11 protein-coding genes, 1 tRNA gene and 3 rRNA genes are annotated in these 18,122 nt (G+C 57.5%); 3 read left to right on the plus strand and 12 right to left on the minus strand.

Annotated features, from left to right (window positions below):
- Window positions 1-28 precede the first annotated feature (28 nt).
- Complete coding sequence (locus AAIE04_RS06660; protein WP_063918651.1) at window positions 29-670, plus strand: bifunctional 4-hydroxy-2-oxoglutarate aldolase/2-dehydro-3-deoxy-phosphogluconate aldolase; 642 nt, start codon at window positions 29-31, stop codon at window positions 668-670.
- 1 nt (window position 671) lies between these two features.
- Here AAIE04_RS06660 and aceK read toward each other — a convergent pair whose 3' ends face one another.
- The 8 genes from aceK to AAIE04_RS06700 all read right to left on the minus strand — a co-directional run bounded on the left by aceK (window position 672) and on the right by AAIE04_RS06700 (window position 12,019).
- On the minus strand, window positions 672-2,426 hold the full coding sequence (gene aceK / locus AAIE04_RS06665; RefSeq protein ID WP_019453252.1) for a bifunctional isocitrate dehydrogenase kinase/phosphatase: 1,755 nt from the start codon (window positions 2,424-2,426) through the stop codon (window positions 672-674).
- A gap of 69 nt (window positions 2,427-2,495) precedes the next feature.
- On the minus strand, window positions 2,496-3,803 hold the full coding sequence (aceA, locus tag AAIE04_RS06670; protein ID WP_019453253.1) for an isocitrate lyase: 1,308 nt from the start codon (window positions 3,801-3,803) through the stop codon (window positions 2,496-2,498).
- 41 nt (window positions 3,804-3,844) lie between these two features.
- Window positions 3,845-5,443 carry a malate synthase A gene (gene aceB / locus AAIE04_RS06675; protein WP_498576699.1) on the minus strand — a complete coding sequence of 533 codons (1,599 nt, stop codon included), beginning with the start codon at window positions 5,441-5,443 and terminating at the stop codon, window positions 3,845-3,847.
- 374 nt (window positions 5,444-5,817) lie between these two features.
- Window positions 5,818-6,747: a homoserine O-acetyltransferase MetA gene (gene metA / locus AAIE04_RS06680; RefSeq protein WP_025160144.1), complete on the minus strand. Its 930-nt coding sequence runs from the start codon at window positions 6,745-6,747 to the stop codon at window positions 5,818-5,820.
- A 200-nt stretch (window positions 6,748-6,947) separates the two neighbouring features.
- Window positions 6,948-7,063 (minus strand): 5S ribosomal RNA (rrf, locus tag AAIE04_RS06685).
- 103 nt (window positions 7,064-7,166) lie between these two features.
- Window positions 7,167-10,074: ribosomal RNA gene (locus tag AAIE04_RS06690) — 23S ribosomal RNA — on the minus strand.
- A gap of 239 nt (window positions 10,075-10,313) precedes the next feature.
- Window positions 10,314-10,389 (minus strand) — tRNA-Glu (locus tag AAIE04_RS06695).
- A gap of 88 nt (window positions 10,390-10,477) precedes the next feature.
- A 16S ribosomal RNA gene (locus AAIE04_RS06700) occupies window positions 10,478-12,019 on the minus strand.
- The 16S, 23S and 5S rRNA genes sit together here with 1 tRNA gene alongside, the layout of an rRNA operon.
- Before the next feature lie 636 nt (window positions 12,020-12,655).
- Between AAIE04_RS06700 and purH the strand changes: the two genes are divergently transcribed.
- Together purH and purD are read left to right on the plus strand one after the other, a co-directional pair.
- Window positions 12,656-14,245 (plus strand): bifunctional phosphoribosylaminoimidazolecarboxamide formyltransferase/IMP cyclohydrolase, encoded by a 1,590-nt coding sequence (purH, locus tag AAIE04_RS06705; protein WP_498576700.1) that lies wholly within the window; start codon window positions 12,656-12,658, stop codon window positions 14,243-14,245.
- A gap of 48 nt (window positions 14,246-14,293) precedes the next feature.
- Window positions 14,294-15,577, plus strand: coding sequence for a phosphoribosylamine--glycine ligase (gene purD, locus AAIE04_RS06710; protein WP_019456427.1), 1,284 nt, complete (start codon window positions 14,294-14,296; stop codon window positions 15,575-15,577).
- A 49-nt stretch (window positions 15,578-15,626) separates the two neighbouring features.
- Here purD and AAIE04_RS06715 read toward each other — a convergent pair whose 3' ends face one another.
- The 4 genes from AAIE04_RS06715 to nfi all read right to left on the minus strand — a co-directional run bounded on the left by AAIE04_RS06715 (window position 15,627) and on the right by nfi (window position 18,122).
- Window positions 15,627-16,298, minus strand: a complete 672-nt coding sequence (locus AAIE04_RS06715; protein ID WP_498576701.1) for a DUF1481 domain-containing protein — start codon at window positions 16,296-16,298, stop codon at window positions 15,627-15,629.
- A gap of 36 nt (window positions 16,299-16,334) precedes the next feature.
- Window positions 16,335-16,607: a nucleoid-associated protein HU-alpha gene (gene hupA / locus AAIE04_RS06720; RefSeq protein WP_004929874.1), complete on the minus strand. Its 273-nt coding sequence runs from the start codon at window positions 16,605-16,607 to the stop codon at window positions 16,335-16,337.
- Window positions 16,608-16,796: 189 nt separating this feature from the next.
- On the minus strand, window positions 16,797-17,387 hold the full coding sequence (locus AAIE04_RS06725) for a YjaG family protein (protein WP_025160203.1): 591 nt from the start codon (window positions 17,385-17,387) through the stop codon (window positions 16,797-16,799).
- A 48-nt stretch (window positions 17,388-17,435) separates the two neighbouring features.
- A complete protein-coding gene (nfi, locus tag AAIE04_RS06730) occupies window positions 17,436-18,122 on the minus strand; it encodes a deoxyribonuclease V (protein WP_019456429.1) in 687 nt (228 codons plus the stop codon).

Below are 18,122 nucleotides of genomic sequence, written 5' to 3' on the forward strand. Positions count from 1 at the left end.
GGCGACGGCCACAGAGGAGAGCGTCATCATGAACAAGTGGAAAACAAGCGCCGAACAGATCCTGACGGCGGGGCCGGTGGTGCCGGTCATCGTTATCAACAAGCTGGAACATGCGGTACCGTTGGCGAAAGCGCTGGTCGCCGGCGGCGTGCGGGTGCTGGAGGTGACGCTGCGCACCGCCTGCGCCATGGACGCCATTCGCGCCATCGCCCAAGAGGTGCCGGAAGCGATCATCGGTGCCGGTACGGTGATTAATCCGCAACAGCTGCGTGAAGTGACCGAGGCCGGCGCCCAGTTCGCCATCAGCCCGGGGCTGACCGACGAGCTGCTGAAAGCGGCCACCGCCGGTTCAATTCCGTTGATTCCAGGCATCAGCACCGTTTCCGAACTGATGCAGGGCATGGATTACGGCCTGCGCGAGTTTAAATTCTTCCCGGCGGAAGCCAACGGCGGCGTGAAGGCGCTGCAGGCGATCGGTGGCCCGTTCCCGCAGGTGCGCTTCTGCCCGACCGGCGGCATCTCGCCGGACAACTACCGCAGTTACCTGGCGCTGAAAAGCGTGCTGTGCATCGGCGGCTCCTGGCTGGTGCCGGCGGACGCGCTGGAAAGCGGCGACTATGCGCGCATCACCGAACTGGCGCGCGCCGCCGTGGCGGGCGCCCAGGCCTGATTTACATCGCAGCGGTGGCGGCCGGCAGCGCCGCCCCGCTGCGCTGGCTGAACCGCTGTTTCTTGCGGTAAGCGAACACATCCTCCACGTGCCCCTCGCGGATACGCTGCTGCAACCCGCGCCAATACTCCGCGGTAAACAGATCGCTGTGCAGCTCTTCAAACACCTGCCGGATGCGCCGATCGCCGCACAGGAAATGGCGGAACTCCTCCGGAAATACGTCGTTGGGCGCGATGCTGTACCACGGCTCGCTGGCCAGCTCATCCTCCGGATAGCGCGGCGGCGGAATGTCGCGGAAGTTGACCTCAGTCATGTAGCAAATCTCGTCGTAGTCGTAGAACACCACTCGCCCGTGGCGCGTCACGCCGAAATTCTTGAACAGCATGTCGCCGGGGAAGATATTGGCGGCGGCCAGCTGCTTGATGGCGTTGCCGTACTCTTCGATCGCATCGCGCATCTGCTGATCGTTGGCCTGCTCCAGATACAGGTTCAGCGGCGTCATGCGGCGTTCCATATACAGATGTTTGATCACGATGCGATCGCCGAGATCTTCCAGCTTGCCCGGCACTTCGCGCCGCAGCTCTTCCAGCAGTTCCGGGCTGAGGCGCGCCTTGTCGACGACAAAATTCTCGTACTCCTGGGTATCCGCCATGCGCCCGACGCGATCGTGCTCTTTCACCAGCTGATAGCAAGCCATCACCTGCGCCTGCGTCACCTCTTTTTGCGGGGCGAATTCGTCTTTGATCACTTTGAACACCCGATCGAAGGACGGCAGAGTGAACACCAGCATCACCATGCCCTTCACCCCCGGCGCGATGATGAACTGCTCCTGCGACTGCGCCATAAAGGTCAGGTATTCGCGATAGCATTCGGTTTTGCCGTGCTTCTGGCAGCCGATCGCCATGTACAGCTCGGCGGTGGTCTTGCCCGGCAGGATCTCGCGCAGCCATTCCACCATCGCCGCCGGCAGCGGCGCGTAGACCATAAAATAAGAGCGGGCGAAGCCGAAAACGATGCTGGCCTCCGCCTTGCCGGTCAGGCAGGCGTCGATAAACAGTGCGCCCGATTCGCTGTGGTGGATCGGCAACAGGAACGGGTAAACGCCGTCGGCCAGGCGCAGCTTGCCAACCAGCCAGGCGGCCTTGTTGCGGTAAAACAGTTCGTTGGCGATCTGAAAGGTCGCGCCCGCCAGCTGCTGTGCGCTGAAGGTGCGTTGCAGCGCTTGCGTGATATAGCGGATATCGCGCGTCAAATCCTCCCACGGCAGCCGCAGCGGCAGATCGCTCAGCAGGCTGCGCAGCATCGCCGGCAGATCGCCATGGGGAGTGAAATCGCGCGCCAGCGGACGCGGAATGTCGCGAAAGCGCCGTTCCGGCTGCGAACTGAACACGAACAGCTTGTCCGGCGTCAGATCGCGATGCTTGAACAGCCGGCAGTAGACCGAGTTAAAAAAGCTTTCGGCTATCTCGAAACGCGGATAGTCCGGCAGCAGATCGATATAGACCGCTTTGACCCGGCTGGGGAAGTCGGCGTCGAAGTATTTCTGCCCGGTGATGCATTTGAGCTGCTCCACCACCAGGCCGACATGATGGTCGTACAGATGGATGCGCTTTTTCATCGCCTGCTGTACCGCCGGCCAGTCCGCCTGCTCGAAGCGCTGCTGCGCGCCGGCGGTCACCTCCAGAAAGCGGCCATACTGCGCATCGAAGCCTTGCAGGATCGTCTGTGCGATCAACAACTCCAGTTTTGCCGCCATCCTTACCCCCGCCAGAAAAAGGAGCCTGCGCATGCAGGCTCCGGGTGAAACGTCTTCAAGCTTGCCGCGTCAGAACTGCTGTTCTTCCGTCGAACCGGTCAGTGCGGTCACCGAAGAGGCGCCGCCCTGAATGATGGTGGTGACCTTGTCGAAGTAGCCGGTGCCCACCTCTTGCTGGTGCGAGGCGAAGGTGTAGCCGCGATCCACTGCGGCGAACTCCGCCTGCTGCACCTTCTCGACGTAGTGTTTCATCCCTTCGCCCTGCGCATAGGCGTGCGCCAGATCGAACATGTTGAACCACATGCTGTGGATGCCCGCCAGCGTGATGAACTGATACTTGTAGCCCATGTCCGACAGCGCCTGCTGGAAGCGGGCGATGGTCTGGTCGTCGAGGTTCTTCTTCCAGTTGAACGACGGCGAGCAGTTGTAGGCCAGCAACTTGCCCGGGTATTTGGCGTGGATGGCGTCGGCGAAGCGCTGGGCAGCATCCAGATCCGGCGTCGAGGTTTCGCACCACACCATATCGGCGTAAGGGGCATAAGCCAGGCCGCGGCTGATCGCCTGCTCGACGCCGGCATGGGTGCGGAAGAAACCTTCCGCCGTGCGCTCGCCGGTGACGAAGGCGCTGTCATACGGATCGCAGTCAGAGGTCAGCAGGTCGGCCGCGTCGGCGTCCGTGCGGGCGATCACCAGCGTCGGCACGCCGAGCACGTCAGCCGCCAGGCGTGCGGCAACCAGCTTCTGGATCGCTTCTTGCGTCGGCACCAGCACTTTGCCGCCCATATGGCCGCATTTCTTCACCGCTGCCAGCTGATCTTCAAAGTGCACCCCGGCAGCACCGGCGGTGATCATCGCTTTCATCAGCTCGAAGGCGTTCAACACGCCGCCGAAGCCGGCTTCAGCATCGGCGACGATCGGCAGGAAATAGTCGGTGTAGCCTTTGCTGCCCGGTTCAATCCGGTTCGCCCATTGGATCTGATCGGCGCGGCGGAAGGTGTTGTTGATGCGCTCGACCACCTTCGGCACCGAGTCCACCGGATACAGCGACTGGTCTGGATACATCGCCGCCGCACTGTTGGCGTCCGCCGCCACCTGCCAACCGGACAGGTAGATGGCCTCGACGCCGGCTTTGGCCTGCTGCAGCGCCTGGCCGCCGGTCAGCGCGCCCAGGCAGTTCACGTAGCCTTTACGCGCCTTGCCGTTCAGCAAGGACCACAGTTTAGCGGCGCCGTTTTGCGCCAGGGTGCATTCCGGGTTGACCGAACCGCGCAGGTTGATCACGTCTTCAGCGCTATAAGGGCGGGTAATGCCTTCCCAACGGGCCGATTTCCATTCCTGTTCCAGCTGCTGGATCTGTTGAGAGCGAGAGGTAGACATAATTTTTATCCTTTCAGTCATGTAGGGTTGATTGGGAAAATTCAGGCCAGCAGCGCATAGCCGGGCAGCGTCAGGAAATCGATTAATTCATCTTGCGTGGTGATGCGCTCCATCAGGCGCGCCGCCTCTTCGAACCGGCTGGCGTTAAAGCGCGCCTCCCCCACTTCTTCACGCACCACCAACATCTCTTCTTGCAACATCTGGCGGAACAGCGCCTTGGTCACCGGACGCCCATCATTCAGGCTCTTCTCGTGGTGGATCCACTGCCAGATAGAGGTACGGGAGATCTCCGCCGTCGCGGCATCTTCCATCAACCCATAGATCGGCACGCAGCCGTTGCCGGAGATCCAGGCTTCGATGTACTGCACCGCCACGCGAATGTTGGCACGCATTCCCGCTTCCGTGCGTTCGCCGTCACAAGGTTCCAGCAGTTGCGCGGCGCTGATCGGTGCATCCTGGTCACGCAGCACGTCCAGCTGGTTTTGGCGATCGCCCAATGCCTTGCCGAACACCTCCATCACCGTGTCCGCCAGCCCCGGGTGTGCCACCCAGGTGCCGTCGTGGCCGTTATTGGCCTCCAGCTCTTTGTCCGCCCGTACCTTGTTCAGCACCCAGGCGTTTTTCTCGGCGTCTTTGCTCGGGATAAACGCCGCCATGCCGCCCATGGCGAACGCACCGCGCTTATGACAGGTTTTGATCAACAGACGCGAATAGGCGCTGAGGAAGGGTTTCTCCATGGTCACCGACTGACGATCCGGCAGCACGCGATCGCCGTGATTTTTCAGCGTCTTGATGTAGCTGAAGATGTAATCCCAGCGGCCGCAGTTCAGGCCAACGATGTGATCGCGCAGGTGATAGAGGATCTCGTCCATCTGGAACACCGCCGGCAGGGTTTCGATCAGCACCGTCGCCTTGATGGTGCCGCGCGGCAGATCGAAACGATCCTCGGTAAAGCTGAAGACATCGCTCCACCAGGCTGCTTCTTCCCAGGACTGGGTTTTCGGCAGATAGAAATACGGGCCGCTGCCCTTGGCCAACAGCTGGCGATAGTTGTGGTAGAAGTACAGCGCGAAATCGAACAGGCCGCCTGGGATGGCCTCGTCGCGCCACAGCACGTGCTTCTCCGGCAAATGCAGGCCGCGCACGCGAGCGATCAACACCGCCGGGTTCGGTTTCAGCTGGTAAATCTTGCCGGCTTCATTGGTGTAGGAAATGGTGCCGTTAACCGCATCGTGCAGGTTGATTTGACCGTCGATGACTTTGTCCCAGCTTGGCGCCAGCGAGTCTTCAAAGTCCGCCATAAATACTTTTACGTTGGCGTTCAGCGCATTGATCACCATTTTGCGCTCGACCGGCCCGGTGATCTCAACCCGGCGATCGCGCAGGTCTTGCGGAATGCCGCGGATCTGCCAGTCGCCCCCACGAATGGAATTGGTTTCCGAAATAAAGCCAGGCAATTCGCCGCGATCGATATTTTGCTGCCAGCGGACACGCGCCGCCAGCAGCTCATTGCGCCGCGGCGTGAATTTCGCCACCAGTTCCGCCAGGAACTCAACCGCTTCATCCGTCAACACCTGGCGCTCCGCAGCGGCGAAACCCTGCGTAAACCTTAACTCCGTGCCTGCTATCTGTTGCGTCATGACCTTGCTCCTTCCCATCGTCGCGCCTGAGCGACCGGCGCATTTTCATCAGAAATCACTGTGGATCAGGGCGGATGAAACGATCCTAAACTGGTCAGATCTCATCCCGATAGCTCTAAGAATACTCAACAAAAAATAAAAATCAAAAACCATTTCCATTTTATTATTAAATATTTTATTAACACTTTATTATCAATTAGTTATGAAAAATAACAACAACACCGAGTAAGGAAATCGGTTCCAATAGGCATGCAGGAACATGATAACGCCTTGTCGAACAAGGTATTTCAGGAAGAGATGGGGGAGAAAAAGAGGATCGAACGAGGGATCGTCAACGCGGCGGCCTCGATTCAGCCGCCGGCAGGCAGAAAAATTCAGTCGAGCGTCGGGTTCATATGGCGCAGATCGTAAGGCGTAATCTGGTAGACGTAATAGTTGAGCCAGTTGGAAAACAGCAGGTGGCCATGGCTGCGCCAGGTGGCTTTCGGTGTCAGTGCAGGGTTGTCATCGGGAAAGTAGTTGAGCGGAACGGTGGGATCGAGGCCGGCATCGTTGTCGCGACAATACTCCCCGGCCAGAGTCAGGGCATCATATTCCGGATGGCCGGTGACAAACGCCAGGCGCTTATCTCTGCTGGCGAACAGATAGGCGCCGGCCTGCTCGGATTCGGCCAGGATATCCAGATCGGTATACTGGCGAATCACCTCGGTCGGGAAATCGGCATAGCGTGAATGCGGCGCCAGGAAGCTTTCGTCGAAGCCGCGCGTCAGCAATGCATGTTGCTGCAGCGTTTGGTGCGGATAAACGCCAGAGAGCTTCACCTCGCGCGTCATCTTGGGAATACCGTACAGGATGTTCAACGCCGCTTGTACCGCCCAGCACACGAACAGCGTGGAGGTGACGTGGTTCTTGGCCCAGTCGATCACCCGTTCGATCTGCGGCCAGTAGGCGACATCGCAGAAGTCGACCAGCCCCAGCGGCGCACCGGTGACGATCAAACCATCGAAGTTCTCATTCTGGATGTCCTCAAAGTCGCAGTAGAAATTGTTCAGATGCTCAGCCGGCGTGTTCTTCGACTCGCGGCTATCGATACGCAGCAGCTGGATATCAATCTGCAGCGGCGAGTTGGAGAGCAGGCGCAGAAACTGGTTTTCCGTTTCGATCTTCTTTGGCATCAGATTGAGGATCAGCACTTTCAATGGCCTGATTTCCTGTGTTTTTGCCCGTGAGGATGTCATTACGAAGACATTCTCATCACGCAAGAAGCTGACCGCAGGTAACTCATCAGGAACACGAATCGGCATTGCTTAATCCTCACACATCCATTTATACGTTTAGACTTCTAGATGCCCGAAGATAGCGTTTTTTTCGGTCGATGTCGAGCATTCAGCGGAAAGGTGAAAATGTTTCATTGCGCGGCCTGCGCCAGGATATGAGCAGAGGGAGTAAAGCGGATGAAAAGCAAAAAGGCCATCCTTTCGGATGGCCTCTTGGCTTATTTGATGCTTGGCAGTGTCCTACTCTCGCATGGGGAGACCCCACACTACCATCGGCGCTACGGCGTTTCACTTCTGAGTTCGGCATGGGGTCAGGTGGGACCACCGCGCTATTGCCGCCAGGCAAATTCGTTTTAATCAACCCGCTTCATCGCTGAAGCCAGTTAATCCAATCTGTAAACAAGCTGAATATTGTCTTGGTCTCACCAAAACACCTTCGGTGTTGTAAGGTTAAGCCTCACGGATCATTAGTACTGGTTAGCTCAATGCATCGCTGCACTTACACACCCAGCCTATCAACGTCTTAGTCTTAAACGTTCCTTCAGGGGCCTTGAAGGCCCAGGGAAGACTCATCTTGAGGCAAGTTTCGCGCTTAGATGCTTTCAGCGCTTATCTTTTCCGCACTTAGCTACCGGGCAATGCCATTGGCATGACAACCCGAACACCAGTGGTGCGTTCACTCCGGTCCTCTCGTACTAGGAGCAACCCCTCTCAATCTTCCAACGCCCACGGCAGATAGGGACCGAACTGTCTCACGACGTTCTAAACCCAGCTCGCGTACCACTTTAAATGGCGAACAGCCATACCCTTGGGACCTACTTCAGCCCCAGGATGTGATGAGCCGACATCGAGGTGCCAAACACCGCCGTCGATATGAACTCTTGGGCGGTATCAGCCTGTTATCCCCGGAGTACCTTTTATCCGTTGAGCGATGGCCCTTCCATTCAGAACCACCGGATCACTAAGACCTACTTTCGTACCTGCTCGAGCCGTCACTCTCGCAGTCAAGCTAGCTTATGCCTTTGCACTAACCTCACGATGTCCGACCGTGATTAGCTAACCTTCGTGCTCCTCCGTTACTCTTTGGGAGGAGACCGCCCCAGTCAAACTACCCACCAGACACTGTCCTCACCCCGGATCACGGGGCAGAGTTAGAACATCAAACATTAAAGGGTGGTATTTCAAGGATGGCTCCACGCAGACTGGCGTCCACGCTTCAAAGCCTCCCACCTATCCTACACATCAAGGCTCAATGTTCAGTGTCAAGCTATAGTAAAGGTTCACGGGGTCTTTCCGTCTTGCCGCGGGTACACTGCATCTTCACAGCGAGTTCAATTTCACTGAGTCTCGGGTGGAGACAGCCTGGCCATCATTACGCCATTCGTGCAGGTCGGAACTTACCCGACAAGGAATTTCGCTACCTTAGGACCGTTATAGTTACGGCCGCCGTTTACTGGGGCTTCGATCAAGAGCTTCGCCTTGCGGCTGACCCCATCAATTAACCTTCCAGCACCGGGCAGGCGTCACACCGTATACGTCCACTTTCGTGTTTGCACAGTGCTGTGTTTTTATTAAACAGTTGCAGCCAGCTGGTATCTTCGACTGGCTTCAGCTCCATCCGCAAGGGACTTCACCTACATGCCAGCGTGCCTTCTCCCGAAGTTACGGCACCATTTTGCCTAGTTCCTTCACCCGAGTTCTCTCAAGCGCCTTGGTATTCTCTACCTGACCACCTGTGTCGGTTTGGGGTACGATTTAATGTTACCTGGAGCTTAGAGGATTTTCCTGGAAGCAGGGCATCAACTACTTCTGCACCGTAGTGCATCGTCATCACGCCTCAGGGTTAGTATGCAACCGGATTTACCAGGTCACACCCCCTACACGCTTAAACCGGGACAACCGTCGCCCGGCTAGCCTAGCCTTCTCCGTCCCCCCTTCGCAGTAACACCAAGTACAGGAATATTAACCTGTTTCCCATCGACTACGCTTTTCAGCCTCGCCTTAGGGGTCGACTCACCCTGCCCCGATTAACGTTGGACAGGAACCCTTGGTCTTCCGGCGAGCGGGCTTTTCACCCGCTTTATCGTTACTTATGTCAGCATTCGCACTTCTGATACCTCCAGCAACCCTCACAGGCCACCTTCAACGGCTTACAGAACGCTCCCCTACCCAACAACGCATAAGCGTCGCTGCCGCAGCTTCGGTGCATGGTTTAGCCCCGTTACATCTTCCGCGCAGGCCGACTCGACCAGTGAGCTATTACGCTTTCTTTAAATGATGGCTGCTTCTAAGCCAACATCCTGGCTGTCTATGCCTTCCCACATCGTTTCCCACTTAACCATGACTTTGGGACCTTAGCTGGCGGTCTGGGTTGTTTCCCTCTTCACGACGGACGTTAGCACCCGCCGTGTGTCTCCCGTGATAACATTCTTCGGTATTCGGAGTTTGCATCGGTTTGGTAAGCCGGGATGGCCCCCTAGCCGAAACAGTGCTCTACCCCCGAAGATGAGTTCACGAGGCGCTACCTAAATAGCTTTCGGGGAGAACCAGCTATCTCCCGGTTTGATTGGCCTTTCACCCCCAGCCACAAGTCATCCGCTAATTTTTCAACATTAGTCGGTTCGGTCCTCCAGTTAGTGTTACCCAACCTTCAACCTGCCCATGGCTAGATCACCGGGTTTCGGGTCTATACCTTGCAACTAATCGCCCAGTTAAGACTCGGTTTCCCTACGGCTCCCCTATACGGTTAACCTTGCTACAAAATATAAGTCGCTGACCCATTATACAAAAGGTACGCAGTCACACCACGAAGGTGCTCCCACTGCTTGTACGTACACGGTTTCAGGTTCTATTTCACTCCCCTCGCCGGGGTTCTTTTCGCCTTTCCCTCACGGTACTGGTTCACTATCGGTCAGTCAGGAGTATTTAGCCTTGGAGGATGGTCCCCCCATATTCAGACAGGATGTCACGTGTCCCGCCCTACTCATCGAACTCACGACCTGTGCATTTTAGTGTACGGGGCTATCACCCTTTACTGCGCGACTTTCCAGACGCTTCCACTAACACACAAGCCGATTCAGGTTCTGGGCTCCTCCCCGTTCGCTCGCCGCTACTGGGGGAATCTCGGTTGATTTCTTTTCCTCGGGGTACTTAGATGTTTCAGTTCCCCCGGTTCGCCTCATGCCACTATGTATTCATGACATGATAGTGTGTCGAAACACACTGGGTTTCCCCATTCGGGTATCGCCGGTTATAACGGTTCATATCACCTTACCGACGCTTTTCGCAGATTAGCACGCCCTTCATCGCCTCTGACTGCCTAGGCATCCACCGTGTACGCTTAGTCACTTAACCTCACAACCCGAAGATGTTTCCATCGTTCGCGCTGCAAACATTTGAGAGACTCTATGACAGGTTACTCTTCATCCCAGTACATCTACGGAGGGACAAATTTCAGCCGTCATGTTTCAATTTTCAGCTTGTTCCAGATTGTTAAAGAGCAATATCTTAAACATGACTCGGAAGTCATCTTTAAGATATGGTGTATCGTCAGATACTTGAGACCGCCGCTTTCACCGGGTGGGTCGGAAGCTTGGCGTCCCCTAGGGGATTCGAACCCCTGTTACCGCCGTGAAAGGGCGGTGTCCTAGGCCTCTAGACGAAGGGGACACGACACCGTACTTTTATGACGCTTTTGCTCGTTACTTTTTCATCAGACAATCTGTGTGAGCACGCCACTCGAACTAATATCTTTAGGTAAGGAGGTGATCCAACCGCAGGTTCCCCTACGGTTACCTTGTTACGACTTCACCCCAGTCATGAATCACAAAGTGGTAAGCGCCCTCCCGAAGGTTAAGCTACCTACTTCTTTTGCAACCCACTCCCATGGTGTGACGGGCGGTGTGTACAAGGCCCGGGAACGTATTCACCGTAGCATTCTGATCTACGATTACTAGCGATTCCGACTTCATGGAGTCGAGTTGCAGACTCCAATCCGGACTACGACGTACTTTATGAGGTCCGCTTGCTCTCGCGAGGTCGCTTCTCTTTGTATACGCCATTGTAGCACGTGTGTAGCCCTACTCGTAAGGGCCATGATGACTTGACGTCATCCCCACCTTCCTCCAGTTTATCACTGGCAGTCTCCTTTGAGTTCCCGGCCGAACCGCTGGCAACAAAGGATAAGGGTTGCGCTCGTTGCGGGACTTAACCCAACATTTCACAACACGAGCTGACGACAGCCATGCAGCACCTGTCTCAGAGTTCCCGAAGGCACCAATCCATCTCTGGAAAGTTCTCTGGATGTCAAGAGTAGGTAAGGTTCTTCGCGTTGCATCGAATTAAACCACATGCTCCACCGCTTGTGCGGGCCCCCGTCAATTCATTTGAGTTTTAACCTTGCGGCCGTACTCCCCAGGCGGTCGATTTAACGCGTTAGCTCCGGAAGCCACGCCTCAAGGGCACAACCTCCAAATCGACATCGTTTACAGCGTGGACTACCAGGGTATCTAATCCTGTTTGCTCCCCACGCTTTCGCACCTGAGCGTCAGTCTTCGTCCAGGGGGCCGCCTTCGCCACCGGTATTCCTCCAGATCTCTACGCATTTCACCGCTACACCTGGAATTCTACCCCCCTCTACGAGACTCTAGCTTGCCAGTTTCAAATGCAGTTCCCAGGTTGAGCCCGGGGATTTCACATCTGACTTAACAAACCGCCTGCGTGCGCTTTACGCCCAGTAATTCCGATTAACGCTTGCACCCTCCGTATTACCGCGGCTGCTGGCACGGAGTTAGCCGGTGCTTCTTCTGCGAGTAACGTCAATTGATGAACGTATTAAGCTCACCACCTTCCTCCTCGCTGAAAGTGCTTTACAACCCGAAGGCCTTCTTCACACACGCGGCATGGCTGCATCAGGCTTGCGCCCATTGTGCAATATTCCCCACTGCTGCCTCCCGTAGGAGTCTGGACCGTGTCTCAGTTCCAGTGTGGCTGGTCATCCTCTCAGACCAGCTAGGGATCGTCGCCTAGGTGAGCCATTACCCCACCTACTAGCTAATCCCATCTGGGCACATCTGATGGCAAGAGGCCCGAAGGTCCCCCTCTTTGGTCTTGCGACGTTATGCGGTATTAGCTACCGTTTCCAGTAGTTATCCCCCTCCATCAGGCAGTTTCCCAGACATTACTCACCCGTCCGCCGCTCGTCACCCAGGGAGCAAGCTCCCCTGTGCTACCGCTCGACTTGCATGTGTTAAGCCTGCCGCCAGCGTTCAATCTGAGCCATGATCAAACTCTTCAATTAAAAGCTTGATTTGCTTCCACTCGAGAAGCGATGCTCAAAGATTTACTGCATGAATTTTACTTCAGTTAGTCACTCTTCAAGACTTGATATTTTTTTGCATCCGAAGATGCTGGATATCGTCTTGTGGAGCGCCCACACAGATTGTCTGATAAATTGTTAAAGAGCAGTGAGTTAGGCACTTTCGCTTGCTAACTCGAGGTGGCGTATATTACGCTTTCCTCTTTCAGAGTCAACCCTAATTTTCAGGATTTTTTCTCTGCGACCCCCGGATACTCTGTGAAGTTGTTCACATGTTCCGTGTCGATGGAGGCGCATTATAGGGAGTTCCTCGCAGGCCGCAACAGGTATTTTCAGCAAAAACGATCGTTCGCTGCATTCCACAGCAAAACCCCGCCTTATACCCACTTGCACACAGTGTTATCCACAGATGCGATTTGTACGGAAAATTTACGAGCGCCACGCAAACGTTTTCGCTACAATTCCCCGCGACGAAACGATCCCCCTTTTATGGGGGCGTTACCTGAATTTGTGCCTGTCCCTCCCTTTATAAGGCAAAAAACCACGCTTTATAGAGAGAACGAGGTGGACATTCACGTAACGCTCTTTAATTGCGACTCAAAGCCAAGGGATAAAACCATGCAACAACCTCGTCCAATCCGCCGGGCCCTGCTCAGCGTGTCTGACAAAACCGGTATCGTTGAATTCGCCGAAGCGCTTTCCCAGCGCGGCGTTGAACTGCTCTCCACTGGCGGCACCGCCCGTCTGCTGGCAGACGCCGGTCTGCCCGTTACCGAAGTTTCCGACTACACCGGTTTCCCGGAAATGATGGACGGACGAGTCAAAACCCTGCACCCGAAAGTCCACGGCGGCATTCTCGGCCGCCGCGGCCAGGACGATGCCGTCATGAATCAGCATGACATCAAGCCTATCGACATGGTGGTCGTCAATCTGTACCCGTTCGCCCAAACCGTGGCGCGCCCGGATTGCTCGCTGGAGGATGCGGTCGAGAATATCGATATCGGCGGCCCGACCATGGTGCGCTCCGCCGCCAAGAACCATAAAGACGTCGCCATCGTAGTGAAGAGCAGCGACTACGCCGCCATCATTACCGAGATGGACAACAACGACGGTTCGCTGCGCTATGCCACCCGTTTCGATCTCGCCATCAAAGCTTTCGAACACACCGCCGCCTACGACAGCATGATCGCCAACTACTTCGGCGCGCTGGTGCCGGCGTACCACGGCGAGACCGAGCAGCCGTCCGGCCGCTTCCCGCGCACCCTGAACCTCAACTACATTAAGAAGCAGGATATGCGCTACGGTGAGAACAGCCACCAGCAGGCCGCCTTCTATATAGAGGAAGAGGTAAAGGAAGCGTCCGTCGCGACCGCCGAACAGCTGCAAGGCAAAGCGCTGTCCTATAACAACATCGCCGATACCGACGCCGCGCTGGAATGCGTGAAAGAGTTCGCCGAACCGGCCTGCGTGATCGTCAAGCACGCCAACCCTTGCGGCGTGGCGATCGGCGACGACATCCTGGCCGCCTACGAGCGTGCTTACCAAACCGACCCGACCTCCGCCTTCGGCGGCATCATCGCCTTTAACCGCGAACTGGACGCCGCCACCGCACAGGCGATCATCAGCCGCCAGTTCGTGGAAGTGATCATTGCGCCAAACGTCACCCAGGAAGCGCGCTCCCTGCTGGCCGCCAAACAGAACGTGCGCGTGCTGGCCTGCGGCCAGTGGCAGCAACGCGTGGCTGGGCTGGACTTCAAACGCGTCAACGGCGGGCTGCTGGTGCAGGATCGCGATCTGGGCATGGTGACCGTCGGCGATCTGCGCGTGGTATCAGAGCGCCAGCCGACCGAACAGGAACTGCGTGACGCGCTGTTCTGCTGGAAAGTGGCCAAGTTCGTGAAATCCAACGCTATCGTGTATGCGCGTGACAATATGACCATCGGCATAGGCGCCGGCCAGATGAGCCGCGTTTACTCCGCCAAGATCGCCGGCATCAAAGCGGGCGACGAAGGGCTGGAAGTAAAAGGCTCCGCCATGGCCTCCGACGCCTTCTTCCCGTTCCGCGACGGCATCGACGCCGCAGCGGCGGTTGGCATCACCTGCGTGATCCAGCCGGGCGGTTCGATCCGCGACGACGAAGTGATCGCCGCCGCCAACGAACACGGCATTGCGATGATCTTCACCGACATGCGTCACTTCCGCCATTAATTCCTTTTGCCGCGTGCGCTCCGGCGCACGCCATTCGTGGAGCCCCTGATGAACATTTTGATTATCGGCAACGGCGGGCGCGAGCACGCGCTGGCCTGGAAAGCCGCCCAGTCTCCGCTGGCGGATAAAGTCTATGTTGCGCCGGGCAATGCCGGCACCGCGCTGGAAGCCAATCTGGAAAACGTGGCGATCGCCGCCACCGACATCCCCGCCCTGGTCGCTTTCGCCCAGAGCCATGACATCGGTCTGACCATCGTCGGGCCGGAAGCGCCGCTGGTGATCGGCGTGGTCGACGCCTTCCAGGCCGCCGGTCTGAAAATTTTCGGCCCGTCACAGGCCGCCGCACAGCTCGAAGGCTCCAAAGCCTTCACCAAGGATTTCCTGGCGCGCCACCGCATCCCGACCGCCGAATATGAAAACTTCACCGAGGTGGAGCCGGCGCTGGCCTACGTGCGCCGCAAAGGCGCGCCGATCGTCATCAAGGCCGATGGCCTGGCGGCCGGTAAGGGCGTGATCGTCGCGATGACGCTGCAGGAAGCGGAAGAAGCGGTGCGCGACATGTTGGCCGGCAATGCCTTCGGCGACGCCGGCCATCGCATCGTCGTGGAAGAGTTCCTCGACGGCGAAGAAGCCAGCTTCATCGTGATGGTCGACGGCGAGAACGTGGTGCCGATGGCCACCAGCCAGGACCACAAGCGCGTCGGCGACGGCGACACCGGCCCGAACACCGGCGGCATGGGCGCCTATTCTCCGGCACCGGTAGTGACCGACGAAATCCACCAGCGCGCCATGGATCAGGTGATCTGGCCGACGGTGCGTGGCATGGCGGCGGAAGGCAACACCTACGTCGGCTTCCTGTACGCCGGCCTGATGATCTCCGCCGACGGTCAGCCGAAGGTGATCGAATTCAACTGTCGTTTTGGCGATCCGGAAACCCAACCGATCATGCTGCGCCTGCGTTCCGATCTGGTGGAGCTGTGCCTGGCGGGCGCCGAAGGCCGCCTGAACGAGAAAACCTCCGACTGGGACGAGCGTCCTGCGCTCGGCGTGGTGCTGGCGGCCGGCGGTTATCCGGGCGACTACCGCAACGGCGAGGTTATCCAGGGGCTGCCGCAACAGGAAAGCGCCGAGGGTAAAGTCTTCCACGCCGGTACGCGCCTGCAGGGCGATGACGTCGTCACCAGCGGCGGTCGTGTGCTGTGCGTCACCGCATTGGGCGACACCGTGGCGCAGGCGCAGCAACGCGCCTATCAGCTGGCGGAAGGCATCCACTGGCCGGGCAGCTTCTGCCGCAAAGATATCGGTTATCGCGCGATCGCGCGCGGAAAATGATTTGACCTTTCACGGTCATGACAAGAGGCTCCGCAGCGCGGGGCCTTTTTTATAGCTGCTCTTCTTTCGGTTCCCAGCTGCAGAAGTCGTCGTTAGCCACCAGCAGCAGCTCGCTGCCTTCCGGCGCTTCCAGCCAGGCGACGCTCACCGGCCGGCTGCTGCTGCGAGCGCGCTTCTCGATCCAGACGATGGCGGCGGCATCCAGCCCAGGTTTTAAGCGCTGGCCGTCGCAGGTTTGCACCTGGCCCTGCATCCAACGCCCCTGCAGCAATTTGACCTTGCCGGCGCGCAGCGCATTGCTCACTTCGAGGATACGCCGCGCCTGATATTGGTACAGGGCGATTTCATCGCTGGTCAGCGGTTCGCGGCGCGTCGCCAACTGGCGCTGCATAAAGCTCACCGTGCCGTCGTCGGCAAAGCGCAGCTGAATGGAATCTCGATCGCCGTCAGCGTCGTTGCGTTTGATTTGGCGCAGCACGTCGCCCTGATAGGTGTACAGCGTGGTGATAGTGCCCGGCCCTCGGTAAGGGCTATAGACGCTGACCAGCACCTGTGGGCGGTGTTGCTCATCGTCTTTACGCCACAGGCGTATCACGCCCTGATCGGCCACGAAGCCGCTGGCGGTAAAGCTGGGGATATCGGAATGGAAACTGCAGGCGCTCAGACCGAGGGCAATGCCGGCGGCCATGAACGCCCGACGAGTAAACAAAAGGGGCATCATCGCCCCCCTGTTTAAACTTTTCACCGAGGCGCGGTCTTATTTAACAGCGTCTTTCAGTGCTTTGCCAGAAACGAACGCAGGCACGTTGGCTGCTGCGATTTTGATTTCTTTGCCAGTCTGCGGGTTGCGGCCAGTGCGCTCGCTACGATGGTTTACTTTGAAAGTACCGAAGCCAACCAATTGTACTGCATCACCTTCTTTCAGAGACTCAGTAATAGCAGCCAGGGTGGATTCCAGAGCCAGTTTAGCTTGTGCTTTGGAAAGGTCAGCCTTGTCCGCGATTACATCAATCAGTTGAGTCTTGTTCATAAGTTATCCTTACAGTGTGTTTATCGTTTGCAAAGCATCGAGTGCGACGGATATGCCGATTGACAGCACTCTCCTGCATACACGCACCGATAGCCACTTTTTTTACGCCCCCCAAATGTAGACCAGACAGGGTGCGGATGTGAAGCCTTAAGGCATGACAAATCAGGCGTTAAATCACGTTTTGTTGCCTTATTGCGCTAAATTTATCCCGATGTTGCTGACACCGGCCTCTCGCAGGTCGGATCGCAGCCCCTTGATCAGGTCTATATCGCGCTCTTCACAGGCGTCCAACAGGCGGAAAATTTCCCATTGAATGTCCCATTCTTCCTCTACCGCCGGCAAACTTTCCAACTCTTCGTCGGTCATTTCCTTACCGGCTTGGGTCATTTCCAACATCGCCACGGTGCGAATCGATGTTTCGCTGATGGCGATGGCGTGCTCCAGCGTCTCCCCGCCGAGCCGCGAATGGATCAGTTCCCCTAATGCGATACAGGCATCAATTGCCGGGTAAACGCCGTAAAGATCGTAATCTTCCGCCGACGGAATCGCCTCTTCCAACTTCTCGAGCTGGCTGTCGAAGTTGACCTTGGCATCCTTCACCACCAGCGTTTCCCACACCAAATCCAGAATGCGGCGATAAACCGCCGGATCGCCGAACTCGGTCTGTTTGCAGAACATCTGGTAATTCGGGTACATACGCTCGCACAAACTGGCCATAAAGGTCAAATGTTGCCAGGCCTCGAGCCGTTCCAGGCGTAAATGAATCGGGTTACGTAGCATGATTTACTCTCTTACGCGTTATCTGCGGCGCAGTGTACCCGAAATCGCTCATCGCGACACCTCCGGATGCTGCTGCAACCAGCGCTGAAACGCCGGGCGACGCGATGCGATGGCGTCGGCCCAGCGGGTCGGCTCCGGTAAACGGTAGCCCGCCATACAGCGTTGCACCCACGCCAGCGCGCTGTCGGCGCCCACGCGATGCCCGGTAGAGATGAACAGCGGGTTGCAGCGCGCCTTGCTGCGCCACACCCAGCCCAGCTGTTCGCCCTTATCTTCCAGCGGCGCCAACGCGCCGACGGCGGCGTCCAGCGGGGCAAATTTGCCGCACAGGCGCTTCTTGGCCACGCCGATGGTCGGCACATCGACCAGCAGGCCGAAATGGCTGGCGACGCCAAGGCGCCGCGGATGTGAAATGCCGTGCCCATCGACGAAGATCAGCCCCGGTTTCTGCTGCAGCTGCCCCCAGGCGGCCAACAACGCCGGGTATTCGCGAAACGACAGGAAGCCCGGGATATAAGGCATGACAGTGGCGATGCGCGCCACCTGATACTCCACCAGTTCCAGCGACGGATAGCGCAGGATGGCGATAGCCGCGCGCGTCACCGCCCCCTCTTGTTCGAAGCCCACGTCGGCGCCGGCGATGAACGCCGGCGGTTCGGTCGGCAGATCGTCATAGCGAATGACTTCAGCGGCGCGCCGCAGCTGTTCGGCGCGCAGGGCCTGCATATCGGTCAC

The organism is Serratia sp. Ae19-1, assembly GCF_059801225.1.